We start from the raw sequence: 18,168 nt of genomic DNA, 5'->3' as shown, positions 1-18,168 counted from the left end.
GATGGGCTGGCATGATAGTGCGCGAGGGTATGGGGAGATATCTAATGTGTAAATCAGCGATTGCATTGTCAGCTGCAGGCGCGCTGCTTCTGATAGGGTGCGGGTCAGAGACATCGGGTGAATTCACCACAGATGATGGCGAAACCGGCGAATACACCATCGACCAGACAAGCGGTGAAAGCTCTATGACGGTTGAGACCGAAGACGGGACGGTCAGCATGCGAACCAACACCGAGACGCCGGATAGCTTGCCGGCGGGTTTCACTCTATTCAGTGGGGCCGAAGTGCTCAGCAACACCATCATAGACCAAGGTGACACCAAGGGAAGCCTTACGACCTTCCGAACCGACGAAACGCCTGACGAAATCGTCGCGCACTACCGGGAGGAGGCCGAGGATGCCGGGATCACGATCCAGATCGAAACCAGCATGAACGGTGGTAAAATGATTGGCGGAGAGAATGAGCAAACTGGCACAACGTTCTCAGTCAGCGCATTTCCCGACGATGACGGTATTGTGACTGGCCAGCTGACAATTAGCGAAGAGCCTGGCTAGAACGCCGCCACACACCAAACACAAAACTTGAACTTGGCCGCGCTCACCGCTAGGGGCGCGCGAGAAATTTTTGACGTGTGGTTTCCGCACGTCCCTCTCTCAAAACAAGGAACAGTCCAATGGCGGTTACCCGCACCTTTTCGATCATCAAGCCCGATGCGACCAAGCGCAATCTCACCGGTGCCGTCACTGCCAAGCTTGAAGAAGCTGGCCTTCGCGTCGTCGCTTCCAAGCGCATCCACATGAGCCGTGAACAAGCCGAGGGCTTCTACGCCGTACACAAAGAGCGTCCCTTCTTTGGTGAACTCGTCGAGTTCATGATGAGCGAGCCAGTGGTTGTGCAAGTCCTCGAAGGCGAAGACGCTGTGAAGCGCAACCGCGACGTGATGGGCGCAACCAACCCAGCAGACGCTGATGAAGGGACAATTCGTAAGGAATTCGCGCTCTCAATCGGTGAGAACTCGGTCCACGGTTCAGACAGCGAAGAGAACGCAGCGATTGAAATCGCCTTCTTCTTCAACGACGACGAAATCGTTGGCTAAGCCGTATCTACCCCACAGGCTTTTGGAAGAGGCCGTCCTTAGGGGCGGCCTTTTTCGTGTCAGCTTCCCTCGGCGAAGCGTTTGAGTTGCTCTGAATGCGCAACGTGGGTCCCCTTGGCGCTTTCTGCCATCTGCGCGCGCATGGCGGTTAGCGCCTGCCCGTTGAGCTCCAGGCCTAGCGCTTCGTAGCAGCGTCTCATCGCGCTCTCCCAATCGTCATTGAGTTCATCAAAATGAAGCTTGGCGATGGGTCCCGTCCAGCCTTCGAGTGCGTCGGCCATCCGCTCCTCACGCATGGTGATCTTGTGCTCCCACAGCGCCTCGATCTGAGCGAGATCGCAATGGTCGGACTGGATCGCCATCTGGTTTGCGCACAAGGAGACGGCGCTGCGGTGCACCGCATCATGGTCGCGGGTCGCGATGACAAGCCGGGCATCGGGGAGCTGGGCAAGCAGGGCGGGCAGGTCCTCGGCAAAGGCTGGGACTTTTATCACACGTGGCTTATCCGCAATTCCCCGGGTCGCTGCATCGGTGCGCAGAATCCGCGCGAATTCATGGTAGATTGGCGTGGGGTCGCGAGCCTCGCTAAAGGCACTGTAGCTCGGGATATGCCACTGCGATTCGTAGATCGAATGGTGAAGCGCGGCGGAAATCCAGGCGAGCTCTTCCTCTACCTCTCCAACGCCCATCGGGTGAATCGATTGCAGCCACGGATTGAGCGCGCCCAGCATGGCGAGATCCAAGGCTGATTTGATCCGGTTCATGCCAGAGCGCGCCGGTACCGGATGATAGGCATCCTCATAGCGTGTGTGTGAATGCGCCGGGTCGCTCGCGAGCAGCTTGTGAATGCGCGTGGTGCCGCTGCGCATGTGGCCTATCACGATAATCGGCGGGGCGAACTTGGTATCGAGAAGGCTCGGTTGCACTCGCCAGAGCTCCCCGAAGGCCAGCCGGTTGCGGATCACCCTGACCAATTGGCCATGCGCCATCGCATGACCCAACGCATTGAGTTGCGCCTCTCCAGCCATTGCCGAGCACAGCTTCTCAAGCCGCAAACGGAAATCGGCAACATCTTCATCGCTCCGCCCGCTAATCTCGGCGTGTACTGAATCGTTGATGCCCTTGGCAGCAATAGCCCACAGCGCATCGGGCTCAAGGCTGGGCGGCGGGAGCCAGCCGCGCTCCCATGCGCGACCCAAAAACAAATTGGCGCGGTCTGCCAGTTTGCCACGCGACAGGAGGTGTTCGCGCTCTGGGGTGGGCATTAGAACTGATCGGCCGCGTCGAGCAGCTTGGTAAGCCTCGAAGGAGCGCACTGCCGCCAGCTTCGCTCTAGCCAGTCGGCGACGTGTTCCCAATCGACATTCGGCCGATTGAGGATCACTCCTACCCATCCGCTCGCGCCGTAATAGGCGGGCTTGTAGTAGGTCCCTGGTTGGTTCTCGACGAGGCCCATCAGTTCGTCCATGCTGCTGGTCTTCACCAGCACTGCAATGTGTTCAGATCCGTGGTGCTGCTGGCTGAAATGGGCGAAAAACTTGCCCGATTTCTCGGTGCCGACCCGAAAACCGGGCGAGCCATGACTGTCTTTCTCATGTGTTTCGGGAAGCGCCAGAGCCAATTCACGCAGTTTCGCAAACAGGAAATCCGGATCGCTCCCGCGCGAAACGTACTCGGCAATTGCACGCGGATAGAGCTGGTGCTCGGCCAGTTTCACCCTTTGCGCCAGGCTCTCTGCAGAATCCTCAGGCGCGATAGCGACGCGAACCTGCGCAAGCACCTCTCCTGCGTCGAGCTCCGCCGTGACGATATGCACGCTAGAGCCCGCATGGCTGTCGCCCGCATTAATCGCGCGATGAAAGGTGTCGAGACCTTTGTATTTGGGAAGAAGCGACGGGTGAATGTTGAGCAAACGACCTTCCCAGCGTTCGACAAATTCATCCGACAAAATCCGCATATATCCCGCGAGCACGATGAAGTCCGCGCCTGCCTCCATTACAGCGCGCTCCATCGCTGCATCCTGCTCTTCGCGGGTTACCCCTTTGTGCGAATGGGTGAAGGTTGCGAGCCCTTCGAGCTTGGCGAGCTCTAATCCAGTAGCGCTTTCAACATTGCTCGCCACCAGAACGATCTCAAACGCGGCTTCCTGAAGACGGCTGGCGTAGAGAAGCGCCGCCATATTGGTGCCTGTGCCGGATATGAAAATGGCGATTCTGGCCTTCGACTGCGAGCCTTCAGGCATTGTGCGTTGCACTCCAATCCTCGCGCCCGCCCCAGGTGCCTTGTGAGCCGCGCACGGTGCAGCCTTGCTCGCCAGCCTCTATCCGGCCCACTTGGACGACGGTTTCGCCCGCTTCCTCAAGGCGTGTTGAGACCGCGGCGACGCGATCTTCCGCGACCGCCAGCGCCATGCCGACCCCGCAATTGAACGTACGTGCCATTTCTACTGGCTCAATCGCGCCTTGAGCTTGGAGGAAAGCCATCAGGCGCGGCTGCTCCCATAGATCGGCATCGACCTGTGCATGGGCCCCCTTGGGCAGAATGCGTGGGATATTCTCAAGCAGACCGCCGCCAGTAATATGCGCAAGCCCATGGATCAGCCCTTCGCGGATGAGAGGCAGAAGGCTCGCAACATAAATCCGTGTCGGTTCAATCAAAGCGTCAATCAGCAAGCGCTCAGCATCAAACAACGCAGGGCGTTCAAGTTTCCACTCTTTATCCTCAGCGAGTCGCCGTACCAGCGAGTAGCCATTGGAGTGCACGCCAGAGCTTGCGAGACCGATCAGCACATCACCCGCCGCGACTTGCTCCCCGGTCAATTGCTCGCCGCGTTCAACCGCGCCCACGCAAAAGCCGGCAAGGTCGTAATCACCGTCTGCATACATGCCCGGCATCTCAGCGGTCTCACCGCCGATCAGCGCACATCCAGCTTGCTTGCAGCCATCGGCGATGCCTGCAACCACCCGCTCGGCAATGCCGTTCTCCAGCTTGCCTGTGGCAAAATAGTCGAGGAAAAACAGCGGTTCAGCGCCCTGAACGATCAAATCGTTGACGCACATTGCAACTAGGTCGATGCCAACTGTGTCATGCTTATCGTGCTCGATCGCCAGTTTGAGCTTGGTGCCAACGCCATCGTTGGCTGCGACCAAAAGCGGGTCAGTGTACCCCGCCGCTTTGGGGTCGAAGAAGCCGCCGAACCCGCCAAGTTCGCTGGTGGCTCCCGGACGTGCGGTGGCCTTGGCGAGTGGCGCGATGGCCTTCACCAGAGCATTGCCCGCTTCAATCGATACGCCTGCGTCGGCGTAGGTGTAGGGTGAGTTTTTGCCTTCCATTTTTTGCGCTTTACCCCTTTGGGCTTGGAATTCCACGCTGGTTTGGGCAAAGACCCATGAGATTTCCCCGATGGCGGCAATAGCAAACCTTTCTGGCCCAGTTTTGAGAGCCCCCATTCGTGCCCGCTGGGTGCTGGCAATCCTTGTGGCATTGGCTATGCTCGCGGGTGGATATGCGTTGGTGCTGGCGCAAGTTTCGGGTGATCGCGGAATTGCTCCGACGGCGTCGAGCTCGGATATCGAAGTTCGCGGGGTTGAGGTGGATGTCACCGGCGACGACCCGGCTGATGCACGCAGCAAGGCCTGGCGCGAGGCGGCCCGCAAAGCGTGGAGCCAAGCGGGCGGTCCGGCAGTTTCTGATGGCCAGCTAAACGGTCTTGTCTCAGCCATCGTGATTCAGCGCGAGCGAGTAGGGCCGAAGCGCTACGTCGCGACTCTAGGGGTGAGCTTCGATCGCCAGCGAGCAGGGCGCTATCTGGGCGGCGGGCGCTCCGGTCGGTCGTCCGCCCCGATGCTGCTCATCCCCGTAACTGTGAGCGGCGGAAGCTACACTGCATTTGAAGTGCGCAACCCGTGGCAGCGCGCTTGGGCAGAGTTCAATCCAGGCACCAGCCGGATCGACTACGTCCGGCCATCGGGAGCAGGAGGCGACTCGCTGCTCCTCAATTACGGCCAAGCCGGGCGGCGCAGCCGGGCATGGTGGCGATTGGCGCTCGACCAATATGGCGCGGCCGACGCACTTGTTCCTATCGCCAAGCTAGAGCATCAATTCCCCGGCGGTCCTATCAAGGGCACCTTTACGGCGCGCTATGGCCCAGACAGTGTTTTCCTCGACAGCTTTAGTTTGGACGCTGAAGGACCCGGGCAATTGCCCGAAATGCTGAGCGAAGCGGTTGATCGAATCGATCGTATCTATGAACAAGCGCTGGTCGATGGGAAACTAATGCCCGATCCCACCTTGCGGGTCGGCGGTTCGGGACAGGTGGACCCGGCGATTGCAAGGCTTATCCAGATTGGGCGAGCGATCGAAGCGCGCAACCGGGCGGAGGCTAACGCCGCTGCGACCACCGCCGCTCCAGATGCGGCCTTGCCGGGCACTGAAACGCCGGCGCCTGTGGCCGTAAATAGCTATGTCATTCAGTTCGCAACACCTGATCCGGCAACTTTCGACGCGAGTCTCTCGACAGTTCGCCAGGTCGCGGGCGTCCGCGGTGTTTCCGTGACCAGCACGGCAATGGGTGGCACGTCGGTGATGCAAGTGGGCTATGCGGGCGAGCTTTCTGCGCTTGCTGCGGAGCTTCGCGGACGTGGCTTTACCGTACGCGAAGGCGCGAATGCGCTCGCAATCAGCCGTTAGAGGCTGTGGGCGCGTATGCCAGAGACAAAAGAGCTTCCTTCTCAAATTGCCCTCCCGCTCTCGATTTCGGGAAGTGGTCAGTCTCAGCGCATTGTGGTTGGGAATGCGAATGCCAGCGTTATCGATGCGCTGCGTGCGCCTGAGGCCTGGCCATTTCGCACCGCTGTGCTGACCGGTCCTGCGCGTTCAGGAAAGTCGCTCTTAGGCCGCTGGGCACATTCACAGGGGATCGAAGTGATCGATGGTGCAGATGCCATGGATGAGGCGGAAGTGTTCCACCGGTGGAATTCGGTACAGGACGGTGGCTCCAATGCGGGCACTCCCCTTTTGCTGATCGCGGATAAAACGCCTTGGGAGGTTTCCCTGCCAGACTTGAAGTCGCGGCTTGGCGGATCGTTGCAACTGGCGATCGGTGAACCTGACGACGATATGGCAGCCCAATTGATCGAAGCTCATGCAGAGGCGCGTGCTCTCTCCTTGGCGGATGGCGCAGCTGAGTATCTTGTTACGCGTACAAGGCGGAGTTTTGTGGATATTGAGACACTTGTTGCGACGATCGATCGTATCAGTCTTGAACGCGCTGCCCCAGCCACCATGTCTGTCTGGCGCGCTGCGCTAGAAGCTATGCATGGTCCGCCCCAAGCAAAACTGCTTTAGGCAAATTTGCAATTGCGCCCGTTTGGTGGGAGAATCTGCTCATGTTCACAAAGCTCAAAGCCTATTTGGACTCAGTGAAAGCCCGCGATCCCGCGCCGCGCTCGCGCTGGGAGGTCATGCTTTATCCCGGTGTTTTGGCACTTGGGCTGCACCGAGTGGCGCATTGGTTGTTCAACGCAAAGCTGTTTTTCTTGGCGCGCTTTGTAAATCATTTCAGTCGTTTGCTGACTGCGATTGATATTCACCCCGGTGCTAAGATCGGGAAGAATTTCTTTATCGACCATGGCTTTACCGTCATCGGTGAAACCGCAGAGATCGGCGACAATGTCACGATCTACCAATGTGTAACCTTGGGCGGGACCAATCCCACCAATGGCAAGGGAGGGAAGCGTCATCCCACTGTCTGCGACAATGTGATTATTGGTTCAGGCGCGCAGGTTATTGGTCCCATCACAGTGGGGGAGCGTGCGCGGATCGGTGCCAATGCGGTGGTGATGGAGGAAGTGCCTGCGGGTGCCACAATGGTGGCGATCAAGGCGCGCTCAACTCTTGTCCCCGCAGAAGAATGGATGAAGGAGTTTATCCCTTATGGCACGCCTTTGGCGATGCAATGCGAAGATGAAGAGGGCAATAAGGTCGACTGCATTGAGAAGCTTCAGGGTGAGCTTGCCGAAATGAAGCAAGAAATTGCCTCTCTGAAAGCGGCCAGTGTCCCGGCAGAACCAGACACGATCCAAGCCAGCTTTGACCTTGGCAAGAGAAGCGGGACCGCTGATTGATGTCGGCAGGTTTGGGACCCGGTGGCACGGGAGAGATTGTCGCCTTTCCCGGCAAGACCGCGGCCAGCCCGGTTGGCTTTGATCGCGAGGAGCTAACGCGCATTCTCGACCTTTATGGCCGCATGGTCGCAGGCGGACAATGGCGCGATTATGCGATGGATTTTGACCGCCATGCCGCGACCTTTTCGGCCTTTCGTCGCGCTGCTGAACGGCCCAATGCGCGGATTGAGAAACGCCCGACTCTTCGCAATAAGCAAGGCATGTACACGCTGTTCGGTGAGCACGACCAAGTGTTAAAGCGGGGTAGCGAGCTGTCGAATGTCCTTGCGCCGATGGAACGGCGGCTTGTGAAGGTGGTCGAGGATTAGGCCGACCAGCCCACTTCTCATGGGAAAAGGGCCCCCCGCACGTTTCTGTACGAGGGCCCACTTTATAAGTTTGACAGCAGGATCAGCCGCGGGCGCTGCTCGGGCCGGTGCCGGTAACCTTTTGCATCGCTTTGAGGATCGCGCCTGACTGCTCAGAGCCCGATTGTGGTGCGATGAGGTTTGAGAAGTCGCTGATATCGCTCCAGCGGTCTGCGAAACCTTCGACAGTGCGCTCACCATCGGGCAGCCAAACGGCATCGTTCATCACAACCCATGAAGAGTGGAAGCCACCTGCGCCAGCGCCGACGATGGCGTTGGTTGGGGCGTCTTCGCTGACGAGGAAAAGAGCGGCAGGAACAACGTTCACCGGATCGAACAGTTTGAAGGCTTCTTCTGGGAAGAGGTCTTCGGTCATTCGCGTACCAGCAACAGGTGAAAGCGAGTTCACGCGGATGTTGTACTTCGCGCCTTCCAGCTGAAGCGTCTTCGTCAGGCCAGCAAGGCCGAGCTTGGCCGCGCCGTAGTTGGCTTGACCAAAGTTGCCGAAGAGGCCGGTTGATGATGCGGTCATCAGGATGCGACCATAACCTTGCTCACGGAAGGTTTCCCAGCATGCCTTGGTGACGAAAGCCGAACCTGTAAGGTGAACTTTGAGGACGAACTCGAAATCGTCCGGGGTCATTTTCGCGAAAGTCTTGTCGCGAAGAACGCCTGCATTGTTGATGAGGATGTCGACACGGCCCCATTTTGCTTTGGTATCCGCGACCATCTTTTCCATCTGGTCATACTCGGTGACCGAGCCGCCATTGGACATGGCTTCGCCGCCCATGGCTTCGATCTCTTCGACGACTTTAAGAGCCATGTCAGAGTGGCCAGTGCCGTCGCGCGAACCGCCGAGATCGTTGACAACAACCTTTGCGCCACGGCGTGCAAGCTCAAGCGCGTATTCGCGGCCCAGACCGCCCCCGGCACCGGTGACGATGGCTATTTTGTCTTTGAAGTCGATGCTCATGGGGAGTTGTCCTTTCCTTGGGGGGTCTTGTTATCGCTTTTACGAGTGCGAGGCGGCTTTACGCCCGCGTAAACTCAAAAGTGAGCGCTGCGTGGCAGGATTCTCGCTGCGTTGCAACAGGACGTTTGGCCTGGGCAAGCTGTCGTAGCGTCAGAAGGGCAGATTAGCGCGTTTCAAGCGCCTGAATGAGCTGATCCAGCGAATCAATGACCGCATCAGCGCCCAACTCATGCGGAGGTCTGTCGCAATAGCCATAGGCCGCGCCCACCACTGGCATTCTCGCAGCTTTTGCTGCCTTGACGTCATAGGTCGAGTCGCCGACGAAGGCGAAGGCACCGCCGCCGCACCTTTCGCGGGCTTCAAAGAGGGGTTCGGGATGCGGCTTGGCGAGGAATTGTCCATCGGGCCCCTTGCCCATCGTATTACCGCCGATGATGGCCTCGAACGGTTCGATGAAGTCGAGCTGGGTCAGGATAGACCGGGCAAACTCTTCAAACTTGTTGGTGACCACAGCCACGCGCACGCCGCGTTCCTTCAGTTCGGCGATCACGTCACGTGCATGTGGGTAGGGGTGGGAGTAGACTGCATTGTGCTCCGAATAATAGGCTAGCATCTTCTTGTAGAGCACTCTGAACTCATCTTCGGGAAGGTCGCCCTGCAACTCAACCGCACGCGCCAGCATGAGCTTGGCCCCGCCACCGATGAGGTCCTTGGAGCTATTAACCGCGACCGTCTCAAACCCGCCCAGTGTGAGCGCGTGATTGACCGCCTCGCCCAGATCGCGGTGCGTATCGAGAAGTGTGCCATCGAGGTCAAAACCCACGGCTTTGAAAGGAAAATCGGTCATAGAGCCCCCCGCGTGAAGGAACTGACTTCAATCTGCAAGCAATTGCTGGCAAGCGGTCCCCCAAGTGCCGCACAACGTGCTATAAGGTTTACGTAATGAAAGACTTTGCCGCCATCGTCCTTGCCGCGGGCAAGGGTACACGTATGAAGAGCGATCTGCACAAGGTGCTCCACCCGATTGCGGGTAAGCCCATGCTGATGCACTTGCTCGACACGTTTGTTCTATTGGGCATCAATCGAATTGTAGTGGTTTCCGGTGATCGGCGTGAGCAATTGGACAAGGCGCTTGAAGGACGAGACATTGCGACAGCCTTGCAGGACCCGCAGCTGGGCACGGCGCACGCTGCGCTTCAGGCGAAGGAGGCTCTAGAAGGCTTTTCCGGCAATATCATGGTCTGCTTCGGCGATGTTCCGATGGTTCGGAGTGAGACCGTCCAACACCTCAATGACGCGTTGGCGGAGGGTGCCAAAGTCGCGGTGCTCGGCTTTAGACCTGCCGATGCGCTCGCTTATGGTCGGATTATCGCCGATGATAACGGCACTGTGCGCAAGATGGTCGAGTTCAAAGACGCGACTGAGCGCGAAAAGAAGACACGCCTTTGCAATTCGGGCCTGATCGTAGCGCATTCGGACGATATGTGGCCGTTGCTGGAGGCGGTTGATAACGACAATGCGCAAGGCGAGTATTACCTCCCTGATGTCGCCACCGGAGCGATTGCACTCGGTGACAAGGTTGTGGTGATTGAATGCGAGCCCGATGAAGTCGCCGGGATCAACAGCCGCGCTGAGCTGGCAGAAGCTGAACAGCGCTGGCAGGCGGCTCGGCGTTTGCAGGCGATGGCTGATGGTGCGACGTTGAAGGCGCCTGACTCCGTGTTTTTCAGCCACGACACCAAGCTTGGACGTGACGTGACCATTGATCCGCATGTGGTCTTTGGCCCCGGTGTCACCGTTGCGGACGACGTTCATATCAAGGCCTACACGCACCTTGAAGGCGCGACCCTCGCAACTGGCGCTCAAGCGGGCCCATTTGCGCGCCTGCGCCCGGGCGCCGTGATGGAAGAGAACAGCTTTGTCGGCAATTTCGTCGAGATGAAGAAGGCAACCCTTGGCACAGGCGCAAAGGCCAGCCACCTATCCTACATCGGCGATGCAACCGTCGGCAAAGATGCCAATATCGGTGCAGGAACCATCACCTGCAATTACGACGGTTATTTCAAATATCAGACCGTGATCGGGGAGCGTGCATTTATCGGGTCGAACTCCGCACTCATCGCTCCCGTCACCATTGGCGATGATGCAATCGTGGCCGCTGGAAGTGCAGTTAGTCGCGATGTGGGCGCGGGCGACCTGCGCATGGTGCGCGCTGAACAGCTGGTGAAACAAGGCTGGGCTGACCGCTTCCACGACACGATGAAAAAGAAGAAGGCAGCGGCCAAGAAAGATAGGGCAAAGAAGAGGAAGTGAGGATGACACCAATCCTGTTCACTGCCACCACCCAGCCGGATAAGGCCCGGCAATTCTATACCGAGGTCATGGGTTTTACTCTCATCGACGACAGCCCTTTCTCGCTCGAATTCGATGCCGCAGGTACAATGCTGCGCGTCCAAAAGGTTCAGGAGTTGCACCCGCATCCCTTCACAGCAATCGGCTGGAAGGTCGACGATATTGCAGCCGAGCGCGACCGCCTTGCTTCGAGAGGCGCGACATCTTTAAGCTTTGAATTCATGGAGCAGGATGAACGCGATATCTGGAAGGCTCCTGACGGTGCAAAGGTGTGCTGGTTCAAGGACCCGGATGGGAACACGCTTTCTCTAACCGAGTGGCCGGCTTGAGCGACGATCCCGGCAGGTGCTGGCTGTGCGGGCGCCCTTTCGAGACTCTGATTGAGTGGCACCACCCTGTTCCCAAATCGAAGAAGGGCCGCGCGACGGTTCCGGTCCACCCGATCTGTCATAAGACGATCCATGCCAATTTCACCAATGCTGAGCTCGCCCGTATCGGTGATGATCCAGACGCGATCCGGGGAAAGCCAGCGATCGCCAAATTCGTCAAATGGGTGCAGCGAAAAGAGCCCGATTTCTACGCGCCGACACGGCGGTGAATGTGGGCAATCCGGGAACCAAACTGACGCGTAACTGCTGATAGCAATAGTGCTATCAAAGGAAAGCGTCATGGGTATAGGAAAATGGGTTGCAGCAGGGGCTGGCTTGGTCGCCGCTGGAGGTGCAGTCGCCTATGCGCAATACCGCGATATTGAGAAACCCGCCTACGAAGTCGTCATGGCTGATGAAGCCTTTGAACTTCGCCAATACGGCACCATGATCGTTGCCGAAGTGACCCACACCGGGTCGCGCCGAGGCACGAGTGGCAAAAGCTTTCGCCGCCTTGCCGCATACATCTTTGGTGATGATCGTCCCGACGGAGGCGAGCCAATTGCCATGACATCGCCAGTAATCTCAGAGCGTGTAAATCAGAATGAGGCTATCGCAATGACCTCTCCGGTCATGTCCGAAGAGCTGGGGGATGGTGAGTGGCGCATGCGATTTGTGATGCCGTCGAAGTACACCATGGAAACGCTGCCCACACCACCTTCAGCCGTTACGCTCACCGAAGTGCCTGGTCGGCGCATGGCGGCAGTGCAGTTCAGTGGCAATGCGCCCGAAGGTGACCTTGCCGAGATGGAAGCCCAGCTAAACAACTGGGTCGAGGATCAAGGGCTAACGCCCGTGGGTTCGATAGAATATGCCTTTTACGATGCGCCAATGGTTCCAGGACCACTGAGGCGCAACGAAGTGATGGTCGAGGTCGCCGCCCAATAGCACACCAGCGGGGGGGTATAGCTGGGGTACCGAAGACGCGTGCAGGCGACGACCTCTGGTGCTCAAACGCTTTCCAGTTCGGATGTCCGCATATCGGAACTTCCGCGGGAGAAATCGCGCTCCCATTCTTCAAACTCGCTGCGGCTCAAAAGATACCGTTCGCGAGCTTCGTGAAAGCTGATCGCTTGCTCATGCACAGCACGGACCACGCCGGCCTTGCGAGCGCGGGACCAATGCGCGCGGTGATTTTTGGGCAGGCCATATTGCTTGATCGCTTGGGCGATAGACATGTCGCTGGGGTATGCCATTTCATTAACTCCTTTGTGTCGCCCCTGATGAGACTAGAATTGGAGTTTGGCTTTAACCACGACCTACCAAACAAGGTTAATTTGGCGTTGATGAAGCGCCCCGTTGCTTCCGTGGGACGAACGGAGCCCAAAGTGTCGGCTTTATTTACAACAGCAAGAAAAAGGGCGACTTCCCATGAAGAAAGCCGCCCGTTTCCATTTTCGAATCTCAAGCTTTCGCTGATACTTATTCGTCCATTAACTGCTGCATCAGATAGATGTATTGCAGCGCTTGAAGCTTGGCGCGCTGTTCGTTGTCGACACCGCCGGAGTGGCCACCGGTCATATCTTCAAAGTAGTAGTAGGGGTGACCCTGTTCCTTAAGGCGCGCGGCCCCTTTGCGGGCATGCGCCGGATGGGTGCGGTCATCCGCCGTTGATGCCCAAAGGAAGGGGGTGGGGTAGTCCACGCCCTCTTTGATCATCTGATAAGGCGAATAGCCTTCGATCCATGCGCGTTGCTCTGGAATGCGCGGGTCGCCATATTCGCCGATCCATGACGCACCGCGCCCGATGACGTGATAGCGTAGCATGTCGAACAGCGGGATTTGTACAATCGCTGCCCCAAACAGGTCTGGGCGCTGGGTGAACGCCGTGCCGACAAGCAGGCCACCTTGTGAACCACCTTGGATGCCAAGGTGCTCGGGAGCGGTGAAGCCACGGTCCACCAAATCCTGACCTACGGCGATAAAGTCATCCCAGGTGCGCTGCTTGTTCTCACGGATAGCAGTCTGGTGCCAACCTGGACCAAATTCGCCGCCGCCGCGGAGGTTTGCGAGCACATAAGCGCCGCCGCGCTCGAGCCACATCTTGCCGGTAGAGCCAAGATAGGCGGGCAGGCGCGGAATCTGGAAGCCTCCATAGCCCGTCATTAAAACGGCTGTCTCGCCATTCAACTCCATTCCGGCAGGCTTGACGATGAAATAGGGGATCTTGGTGCCATCGGCGCTCGTGGCCGAGAATTGCTCAACTTCCATACCCGTCGGGTCGAAGCGTGCCGGCGAAGTCTTGAGCGGCTGAGGAGCGCCAGAACCATCGGTGTAGTAGAGCGTCGTCGGATTGAGGAAGTCGGTGACGGTGAACATGATCTGCTCGCTCTCATTCGAGCTTGCCGCAATGCCCACCGTTGCGTTGTCGGGCAGCGCCACCTCTTCGCTGACCCAGGCGCCGTCCTCGAAGTTGAACTTCAGCACCTTGCCGATCACGTTATCGAGGAGACCAACATAGAGTGCGCCTGCTGTAATCGCGCCGCCACGCTTGGTCTGGCGCTCACCAGGGGCCCAGACAAGCGTCTTGGTCGCCGCGTTGGGGTCAACCTTGAACTCTTCAAGATCAACCGCGATCAGGCTGTCCGCAGGAAAGGTTTGACCGTCGACTTCCCAATCAACATCGGTCGAGAACAGCATGTGCCCATCGACAATGCCATAGGGCGAGGCTTTCTTGGGAATATCGAGCTTGACCCAGTCGAACGCTGGATTGAGCCAGTAATACTCGCTCTCATGGAAGCTTACGCCGCGGAAAGCCGTGGTTGCGTGGATTTCGCCGCTTGCGTCGCGCACGAGGTTGGCACCGGCCCACACATCGCTCGCTTCGCCGCGGTAAAGCTCATTAGCATCGGCAATGTCTGTCCCACGCTTCCATACGCGGGTGGTGAAGGGATATTCACTGTCAGTCAGCGTGCCTTCGCCAAAATCGCGGCCGACAAAAAGTGTGTCTTCATCGAGCCATTGCACGCCGCCCTGGCTTTTTTCGGAAAGCTCAAAGCCGCCTTCAACGAACTCTTTGGTCGTCATGTTGAACTCGCGCATGATGGTGGCGTCTTCACCACCATCGCTGAGTGCAATCATGCACATTTCCATCTTGGGCGGGAGGCATGTTGAGCCTTTGTAGACCCATTCCTTACCTTCCGCTGCGGCCAAAGCATCCACGTCGAGCACGGTTTCCCATTCAGGGTTTTCGCTCTGATAGCTTTCAACGGAGGTACGGCGCAGGAGACCCTTGGGGTTCTCTTTGTCCTGCCAGAAGTTGTAGAGTCCGTCCGGGCGGAAGCTTACGAAGGGAATGCGGTCTTCGCTGTCAAAAATGGCGAGCGCTTCGGCCTTGAGTGTTTCGAACCGAGGGTCTTCTTCCAGTTCCCCGAGCGTGCGTTCGTTCTCGGCAGTGACCCAAGCGAGCGCTTCATCGCTACGGGCCTCTTCGAGCCAAATATAGGGATCTTCGTCGGGGCCGGGCACACCATCGGAGGATTGGCCTTGAGCATTTGCTGATGTCACTGCGCCGATTGTCATAACAGCGGCCATTGCGAGAGTTGATACAAGTTTCAAACCTTCTCTCCTTGAGGGATTTCAGAAGGACGGTGTGCCGTGTTGTCACGACCTTGTGAAGGGGGAAAAGCAGCTTTCGACACCGGGGAAGAAGGTGTAATAGTCGCGGTATTCCTGAGGTAGGGCGTAAGCCGCAAACGCGCCTCCGTAGCCGAGCACAAATATCACACCCACAATCGGACCAAGTGCGAATGCAGGACCATGCCAGCGCTGCGGCCTGCGAAAGTGTAGCGCTGCCAGAATGTGGCTCACCAAGGCTATCACCGCAAGCGTGTAATATACGGCGAAACCGTATCTGATCGGATCAATGATGAGTGTGCCGCCTGCCCAATAGAAATTGGTATCAAGGCCTACATACAGGCGGGTGATCAGCGCCGCAGCGGTATGCTGGACGATGAAGTAGGCAAGGTAGCACGCGCTCACAAACTGCACCCAATGCCAGCGGTCTTTGATTTTGCGGTTCCGGATCGCGGCGAGGAGTCTGAAGCCGAGTACAATTTGCAGGGCAAGGCCGGCCACCAAAGCCATCTCAATCAGAGGAAACTGATAAAGCAGGCGAGCCCAGCCCAAAGCCTCGGTGTGCACCTCCACTCCGCCAAGCGAGGAGAAATGCATCGTGAAATGCACCGCGATAAAGATCAACAGAAAGATCGCCACCCGCCCGTGTGCTTGCTTGGCTTGCCTTGCGCTGAGGCTCATGTCACTGCTCTCAAATCGGATATTTGATATCCGGATAAAATATATCCGATTAAGGAGTCAAGCATGAAATTGGGCAAAGGGGTGGAGTGGTGCACGCATATTTGCGGGATGCTTGCGCTTGTGCCTGAAGGCAAGGGGCTGAGTACCGACGCCTTGGCGGACTTCTTCGAGGTGCCTTCGGCTTACCTTGCCAAGCAAATGCAGTTGATGCGCCGTGCTGGAATCGTGGAAAGTGTCCGGGGGAAGGGGGGCGGCTATCGGCTCGCGCTCAGTGTGGATGCGATCACCTTGCTCGACATAGTGCAAGCAATTGAAGGCCCTAGTCCAGCCTTCCGTTGCACGGAAATCCGTCAAAACGGGCCATGTGGGTTAAAGCGCAAGGACTGCAAAAACCCCTGCGAAATCGCCAGCGCCTTTGCCGAGGCAGAAGAAGTTTACCGTGAAGCCCTGCGCGCCAAGACCATTGCCGTAATCAACGCAGAGGCCGCCGCAAATGGATCACCAGAGCACTTTATGGAAGTCGCCCAATGGGTGCAAAAGCAGGTGAGCTAAAACGAAAAAGGGCGACCCGTAAGGCCGCCCTCTTAATCTTTGTCGAGTGGTTAAGCAATTTAAGCCTCAACATGCTCCGCAAGGACAGTGATGCCGTTCTCGCTTACCTCGGCAAAACCGCCTTTGACGTTGATCAGCTCAGGCTCACCGCCCGCTGACTTGAATACTTGAACCGCGCCATCGTCGATTGTGCTCATGAAAGGCGCGTGGCCTTCGAGAACGCCGAATTCGCCCTCTGATCCGGGAACCACAACCATGTGGACTTCCTCAGAGCGGACCTGTTTGGCAGGGGTTACGAGTTCAAAATGGAGTGCCATTTGCTCTTATCCATCAACGCTGGCGTCAAAGTGACGCGTAGCTTTTTCAAATTTGTCACGGCAGCCGGGATTGCAAAACCCCACAACTTTGCCGTGATACACCGTTAGGCTGTCTGCCGAGACCGGATCGCCCGACCAAGGACAGGTCTCATTGACGCAGTCCTTGATGTCGAGCGTACCAGTCATCCGCGTTTAGCCTTCCTCAGCGAGCTTGGCGGCTTTCTCAACCACCATGTCGATGCCGCCAACCATGTAGAAGGCTGCTTCTGGAAGGTGATCGTATTCACCGTCCACAACCGCCTTGAACGAGGCCACCGTGTCTTCGACCTGTACGAACAGACCTGGGATGTTGGTGAAGACCTCTGCCACGTGGAATGGCTGGCTCAAGAACTTCTGGATCTTACGAGCGCGCGCAACGGTGAGCTTATCTTCTTCTGAAAGCTCGTCCATGCCCAGAATGGCGATGATGTCTTGCAGCGACTTGTACTTCTGCAGCGTCTCTTGAACGCGGCGAGCAGTGTCATAGTGCTCTTGGCCAACAACCGATGGTTCAAGAACGCGGCTGGTTGAATCGAGCGGGTCAACAGCTGGGTAAATACCAAGCTCAGAGATCGCGCGGTTCAGCGTGGTGGTCGCATCCAAGTGAGCAAACGATGTTGCAGGCGCAGGGTCGGTCAAGTCATCTGCGGGGACGTAGATGGCTTGCACCGAAGTGATCGAACCTTTGTTGGTCGAGGTAATACGCTCTTGCAGGTTACCCATGTCGGTCGACAGAGTTGGCTGATAGCCCACCGCCGAAGGAATACGGCCAAGAAGCGCGGACACTTCGGACCCTGCTTGCGTAAAGCGGAAGATGTTGTCGACGAAGAACAGAACGTCCTGACCTTCCACATCGCGGAAATATTCCGCCATGGTGAGGCCGGAAAGCGCCACACGGGCACGCGCGCCGGGAGGCTCGTTCATTTGACCAAAGACGAGGGCCACTTTTGAACCCTCTGGCGTTGCAACGCCGTTATCGTCTTTCTTGATCACCTCTGCGTCGAGGAATTCGTGGTAGAGATCGTTACCTTCGCGCGTACGCTCACCAACGCCGGCAAACACAGACACACCGCCGTGGCCTTTTGCGATGTTGTTGATGAGTTCCTGAATTAGAACCGTTTTACCAACGCCGGCACCGCCGAACAGACCAATCTTACCGCCTTTTGCGTAAGGCGCGAGAAGGTCGATCACTTTAATGCCGGTCACAAGAATAGCCGCTTCGGTGGACTGGTCCACAAAGGCAGGTGCTTCTGCGTGGATAGGCATGGCTTTGTCAGCGCCAACCGGGCCAAGCTCGTCAATTGGCTCACCAACGACGTTCATGATGCGGCCGAGTGTTTTCGGGCCAACAGGCACAGAAATCTGCGCGCCGGTGTTGATCACTTCAGCGCCGCGAACGAGACCTTCGGTTGCGTCCATAGCGATGGTGCGAACGGTGTTCTCACCAAGGTGCTGTGCAACTTCGAGAACGAGCGTTTTTCCGTCGTTCTTGGTTTCAAGCGCGGTGAGAATTGCGGGCAGTTCGCCGGGGAACTGCACGTCAACAACAGCGCCAATAATCTGACTGATCGTGCCATTGGTCGTTTGGTTAAGTGCGGGTGCGGTAGCCATGGTGTTTCCTT

22 protein-coding genes are annotated in these 18,168 nt (G+C 57.6%); 11 read left to right on the top strand and 11 right to left on the bottom strand.

The window, feature by feature from the left end:
* Nucleotides 1–44: 44 nt before the first annotated feature.
* Nucleotides 45–554, top strand: coding sequence for a hypothetical protein (locus Q0778_RS04460; RefSeq protein WP_298334313.1), 510 nt, complete (start codon nucleotides 45–47; stop codon nucleotides 552–554).
* A gap of 119 nt (nucleotides 555–673) precedes the next feature.
* Nucleotides 674–1,096, top strand: a complete 423-nt coding sequence (ndk, locus tag Q0778_RS04455; protein WP_298303906.1) for a nucleoside-diphosphate kinase — start codon at nucleotides 674–676, stop codon at nucleotides 1,094–1,096.
* A gap of 59 nt (nucleotides 1,097–1,155) precedes the next feature.
* Here the strand turns inward: ndk and Q0778_RS04450 are convergent, their stop codons facing one another.
* The 3 genes from Q0778_RS04450 to purM are packed head-to-tail and all read right to left on the bottom strand — an operon-like array spanning nucleotide 1,156 to nucleotide 4,428.
* Nucleotides 1,156–2,361: a sulfotransferase gene (locus tag Q0778_RS04450; RefSeq protein WP_298334311.1), complete on the bottom strand. Its 1,206-nt coding sequence runs from the start codon at nucleotides 2,359–2,361 to the stop codon at nucleotides 1,156–1,158.
* The gene (gene purN, locus Q0778_RS04445; RefSeq protein WP_298334308.1) at nucleotides 2,361–3,338 is read right to left on the bottom strand and encodes a phosphoribosylglycinamide formyltransferase; all 978 of its coding nucleotides are present in this window, start codon (nucleotides 3,336–3,338) and stop codon (nucleotides 2,361–2,363) included. The genes Q0778_RS04450 and purN overlap by 1 nt, the downstream gene beginning before the upstream one ends.
* Complete coding sequence (gene purM / locus Q0778_RS04440; RefSeq protein WP_298334306.1) at nucleotides 3,331–4,428, bottom strand: phosphoribosylformylglycinamidine cyclo-ligase; 1,098 nt, start codon at nucleotides 4,426–4,428, stop codon at nucleotides 3,331–3,333. Before purM ends, purN begins: the two co-directional genes overlap by 8 nt.
* Nucleotides 4,429–4,498: 70 nt before the next feature.
* Here purM and Q0778_RS04435 point away from each other — a divergent pair, with 70 nt between their 5' ends.
* The 4 genes from Q0778_RS04435 to Q0778_RS04420 are packed head-to-tail and all read left to right on the top strand — an operon-like array spanning nucleotide 4,499 to nucleotide 7,589.
* On the top strand, nucleotides 4,499–5,785 hold the full coding sequence (locus Q0778_RS04435) for a heavy-metal-associated domain-containing protein (RefSeq protein WP_298303916.1): 1,287 nt from the start codon (nucleotides 4,499–4,501) through the stop codon (nucleotides 5,783–5,785).
* Nucleotides 5,786–5,800: 15 nt separating this feature from the next.
* Entirely contained in the window at nucleotides 5,801–6,442 is a 642-nt protein-coding gene (locus tag Q0778_RS04430) for a DnaA/Hda family protein (RefSeq protein ID WP_298303918.1), read from the top strand.
* A 41-nt stretch (nucleotides 6,443–6,483) separates the two neighbouring features.
* Nucleotides 6,484–7,221, top strand: a complete 738-nt coding sequence (epsC, locus tag Q0778_RS04425; protein WP_298334304.1) for a serine O-acetyltransferase EpsC — start codon at nucleotides 6,484–6,486, stop codon at nucleotides 7,219–7,221.
* Nucleotides 7,221–7,589: a DUF2794 domain-containing protein gene (locus Q0778_RS04420; protein WP_298334302.1), complete on the top strand. Its 369-nt coding sequence runs from the start codon at nucleotides 7,221–7,223 to the stop codon at nucleotides 7,587–7,589. The genes epsC and Q0778_RS04420 overlap by 1 nt, the downstream gene beginning before the upstream one ends.
* Nucleotides 7,590–7,671: 82 nt before the next feature.
* On the opposite strand, the gene Q0778_RS04415 is transcribed toward Q0778_RS04420, so the two are convergent.
* Nucleotides 7,672–8,601 (bottom strand): SDR family NAD(P)-dependent oxidoreductase, encoded by a 930-nt coding sequence (locus Q0778_RS04415; RefSeq protein ID WP_298303925.1) that lies wholly within the window; start codon nucleotides 8,599–8,601, stop codon nucleotides 7,672–7,674.
* Nucleotides 8,602–8,764: 163 nt separating this feature from the next.
* Nucleotides 8,765–9,448, bottom strand: coding sequence for an HAD-IA family hydrolase (locus Q0778_RS04410; RefSeq protein WP_298334300.1), 684 nt, complete (start codon nucleotides 9,446–9,448; stop codon nucleotides 8,765–8,767).
* 95 nt (nucleotides 9,449–9,543) lie between these two features.
* On the opposite strand from Q0778_RS04410, the gene glmU reads away from it, so the two are divergent.
* From glmU to Q0778_RS04390, 4 genes are all read left to right on the top strand, one after another.
* Complete coding sequence (glmU, locus tag Q0778_RS04405; protein WP_298334298.1) at nucleotides 9,544–10,914, top strand: bifunctional UDP-N-acetylglucosamine diphosphorylase/glucosamine-1-phosphate N-acetyltransferase GlmU; 1,371 nt, start codon at nucleotides 9,544–9,546, stop codon at nucleotides 10,912–10,914.
* A 2-nt stretch (nucleotides 10,915–10,916) separates the two neighbouring features.
* Nucleotides 10,917–11,282, top strand: a complete 366-nt coding sequence (locus Q0778_RS04400) for a VOC family protein (RefSeq protein ID WP_298303930.1) — start codon at nucleotides 10,917–10,919, stop codon at nucleotides 11,280–11,282.
* Nucleotides 11,270–11,551, top strand: coding sequence for an HNH endonuclease (locus tag Q0778_RS04395; RefSeq protein ID WP_298303932.1), 282 nt, complete (start codon nucleotides 11,270–11,272; stop codon nucleotides 11,549–11,551). The genes Q0778_RS04400 and Q0778_RS04395 overlap by 13 nt, the downstream gene beginning before the upstream one ends.
* A gap of 70 nt (nucleotides 11,552–11,621) precedes the next feature.
* Entirely contained in the window at nucleotides 11,622–12,269 is a 648-nt protein-coding gene (locus Q0778_RS04390; protein WP_298334296.1) for a heme-binding protein, read from the top strand.
* Between the two features lie 62 nt (nucleotides 12,270–12,331).
* Here Q0778_RS04390 and Q0778_RS04385 read toward each other — a convergent pair whose 3' ends face one another.
* The 3 genes from Q0778_RS04385 to Q0778_RS04375 all read right to left on the bottom strand — a co-directional run bounded on the left by Q0778_RS04385 (nucleotide 12,332) and on the right by Q0778_RS04375 (nucleotide 15,638).
* Entirely contained in the window at nucleotides 12,332–12,577 is a 246-nt protein-coding gene (locus tag Q0778_RS04385; protein ID WP_298334294.1) for a DUF1153 domain-containing protein, read from the bottom strand.
* 226 nt (nucleotides 12,578–12,803) lie between these two features.
* Nucleotides 12,804–14,939, bottom strand: coding sequence for a prolyl oligopeptidase family serine peptidase (locus Q0778_RS04380; protein ID WP_366519516.1), 2,136 nt, complete (start codon nucleotides 14,937–14,939; stop codon nucleotides 12,804–12,806).
* Between the two features lie 45 nt (nucleotides 14,940–14,984).
* Nucleotides 14,985–15,638 (bottom strand): hypothetical protein, encoded by a 654-nt coding sequence (locus Q0778_RS04375; RefSeq protein ID WP_298334292.1) that lies wholly within the window; start codon nucleotides 15,636–15,638, stop codon nucleotides 14,985–14,987.
* Nucleotides 15,639–15,701: 63 nt separating this feature from the next.
* Between Q0778_RS04375 and Q0778_RS04370 the strand changes: the two genes are divergently transcribed.
* The gene (locus Q0778_RS04370) at nucleotides 15,702–16,190 is read left to right on the top strand and encodes an Rrf2 family transcriptional regulator (RefSeq protein ID WP_298334290.1); all 489 of its coding nucleotides are present in this window, start codon (nucleotides 15,702–15,704) and stop codon (nucleotides 16,188–16,190) included.
* A gap of 59 nt (nucleotides 16,191–16,249) precedes the next feature.
* Here Q0778_RS04370 and Q0778_RS04365 read toward each other — a convergent pair whose 3' ends face one another.
* The 3 genes from Q0778_RS04365 to atpD are packed head-to-tail and all read right to left on the bottom strand — an operon-like array spanning nucleotide 16,250 to nucleotide 18,157.
* Nucleotides 16,250–16,507 (bottom strand): ATP synthase F1 subunit epsilon, encoded by a 258-nt coding sequence (locus Q0778_RS04365; RefSeq protein WP_298303941.1) that lies wholly within the window; start codon nucleotides 16,505–16,507, stop codon nucleotides 16,250–16,252.
* Nucleotides 16,508–16,513: 6 nt separating this feature from the next.
* Nucleotides 16,514–16,693, bottom strand: coding sequence for a glutathione S-transferase (locus tag Q0778_RS04360; RefSeq protein WP_298334288.1), 180 nt, complete (start codon nucleotides 16,691–16,693; stop codon nucleotides 16,514–16,516).
* A 6-nt stretch (nucleotides 16,694–16,699) separates the two neighbouring features.
* Nucleotides 16,700–18,157, bottom strand: a complete 1,458-nt coding sequence (gene atpD / locus Q0778_RS04355) for a F0F1 ATP synthase subunit beta (protein WP_298303943.1) — start codon at nucleotides 18,155–18,157, stop codon at nucleotides 16,700–16,702.
* Nucleotides 18,158–18,168: the final 11 nt, after the last annotated feature.

The sequence above is a fragment of the uncultured Erythrobacter sp. genome (assembly GCF_947502395.1).
Taxonomy (GTDB): domain Bacteria; phylum Pseudomonadota; class Alphaproteobacteria; order Sphingomonadales; family Sphingomonadaceae; genus Erythrobacter.
This window is presented reverse-complemented; position numbering and strand designations above follow the sequence as displayed.

Excerpts from the sequence above, each read along its gene's own strand:
- Q0778_RS04460 (WP_298334313.1), top strand. The coding sequence starts at position 45 with ATGTGTAAATCAGCGATTGCATTGTCAGCTGCAGGCGCGCTGCTTCTG.
- ndk (WP_298303906.1), top strand. The coding sequence starts at position 674 with ATGGCGGTTACCCGCACCTTTTCGATCATCAAGCCCGATGCGACCAAG.
- Q0778_RS04450 (WP_298334311.1), bottom strand. The coding sequence starts at position 2,361 with ATGCCCACCCCAGAGCGCGAACACCTCCTGTCGCGTGGCAAACTGGCA.
- purN (WP_298334308.1), bottom strand. The coding sequence starts at position 3,338 with ATGCCTGAAGGCTCGCAGTCGAAGGCCAGAATCGCCATTTTCATATCC.
- purM (WP_298334306.1), bottom strand. The coding sequence starts at position 4,428 with ATGGAAGGCAAAAACTCACCCTACACCTACGCCGACGCAGGCGTATCG.
- Q0778_RS04435 (WP_298303916.1), top strand. The coding sequence starts at position 4,499 with ATGGCGGCAATAGCAAACCTTTCTGGCCCAGTTTTGAGAGCCCCCATT.
- Q0778_RS04430 (WP_298303918.1), top strand. The coding sequence starts at position 5,801 with ATGCCAGAGACAAAAGAGCTTCCTTCTCAAATTGCCCTCCCGCTCTCG.
- epsC (WP_298334304.1), top strand. The coding sequence starts at position 6,484 with ATGTTCACAAAGCTCAAAGCCTATTTGGACTCAGTGAAAGCCCGCGAT.
- Q0778_RS04420 (WP_298334302.1), top strand. The coding sequence starts at position 7,221 with ATGTCGGCAGGTTTGGGACCCGGTGGCACGGGAGAGATTGTCGCCTTT.
- Q0778_RS04415 (WP_298303925.1), bottom strand. The coding sequence starts at position 8,601 with ATGAGCATCGACTTCAAAGACAAAATAGCCATCGTCACCGGTGCCGGG.
- Q0778_RS04410 (WP_298334300.1), bottom strand. The coding sequence starts at position 9,448 with ATGACCGATTTTCCTTTCAAAGCCGTGGGTTTTGACCTCGATGGCACA.
- glmU (WP_298334298.1), top strand. The coding sequence starts at position 9,544 with ATGAAAGACTTTGCCGCCATCGTCCTTGCCGCGGGCAAGGGTACACGT.
- Q0778_RS04400 (WP_298303930.1), top strand. The coding sequence starts at position 10,917 with ATGACACCAATCCTGTTCACTGCCACCACCCAGCCGGATAAGGCCCGG.
- Q0778_RS04390 (WP_298334296.1), top strand. The coding sequence starts at position 11,622 with ATGGGTATAGGAAAATGGGTTGCAGCAGGGGCTGGCTTGGTCGCCGCT.
- Q0778_RS04385 (WP_298334294.1), bottom strand. The coding sequence starts at position 12,577 with ATGGCATACCCCAGCGACATGTCTATCGCCCAAGCGATCAAGCAATAT.
- Q0778_RS04375 (WP_298334292.1), bottom strand. The coding sequence starts at position 15,638 with ATGAGCCTCAGCGCAAGGCAAGCCAAGCAAGCACACGGGCGGGTGGCG.
- Q0778_RS04370 (WP_298334290.1), top strand. The coding sequence starts at position 15,702 with ATGAAATTGGGCAAAGGGGTGGAGTGGTGCACGCATATTTGCGGGATG.
- Q0778_RS04365 (WP_298303941.1), bottom strand. The coding sequence starts at position 16,507 with ATGGCACTCCATTTTGAACTCGTAACCCCTGCCAAACAGGTCCGCTCT.
- Q0778_RS04360 (WP_298334288.1), bottom strand. The coding sequence starts at position 16,693 with ATGACTGGTACGCTCGACATCAAGGACTGCGTCAATGAGACCTGTCCT.
- atpD (WP_298303943.1), bottom strand. The coding sequence starts at position 18,157 with ATGGCTACCGCACCCGCACTTAACCAAACGACCAATGGCACGATCAGT.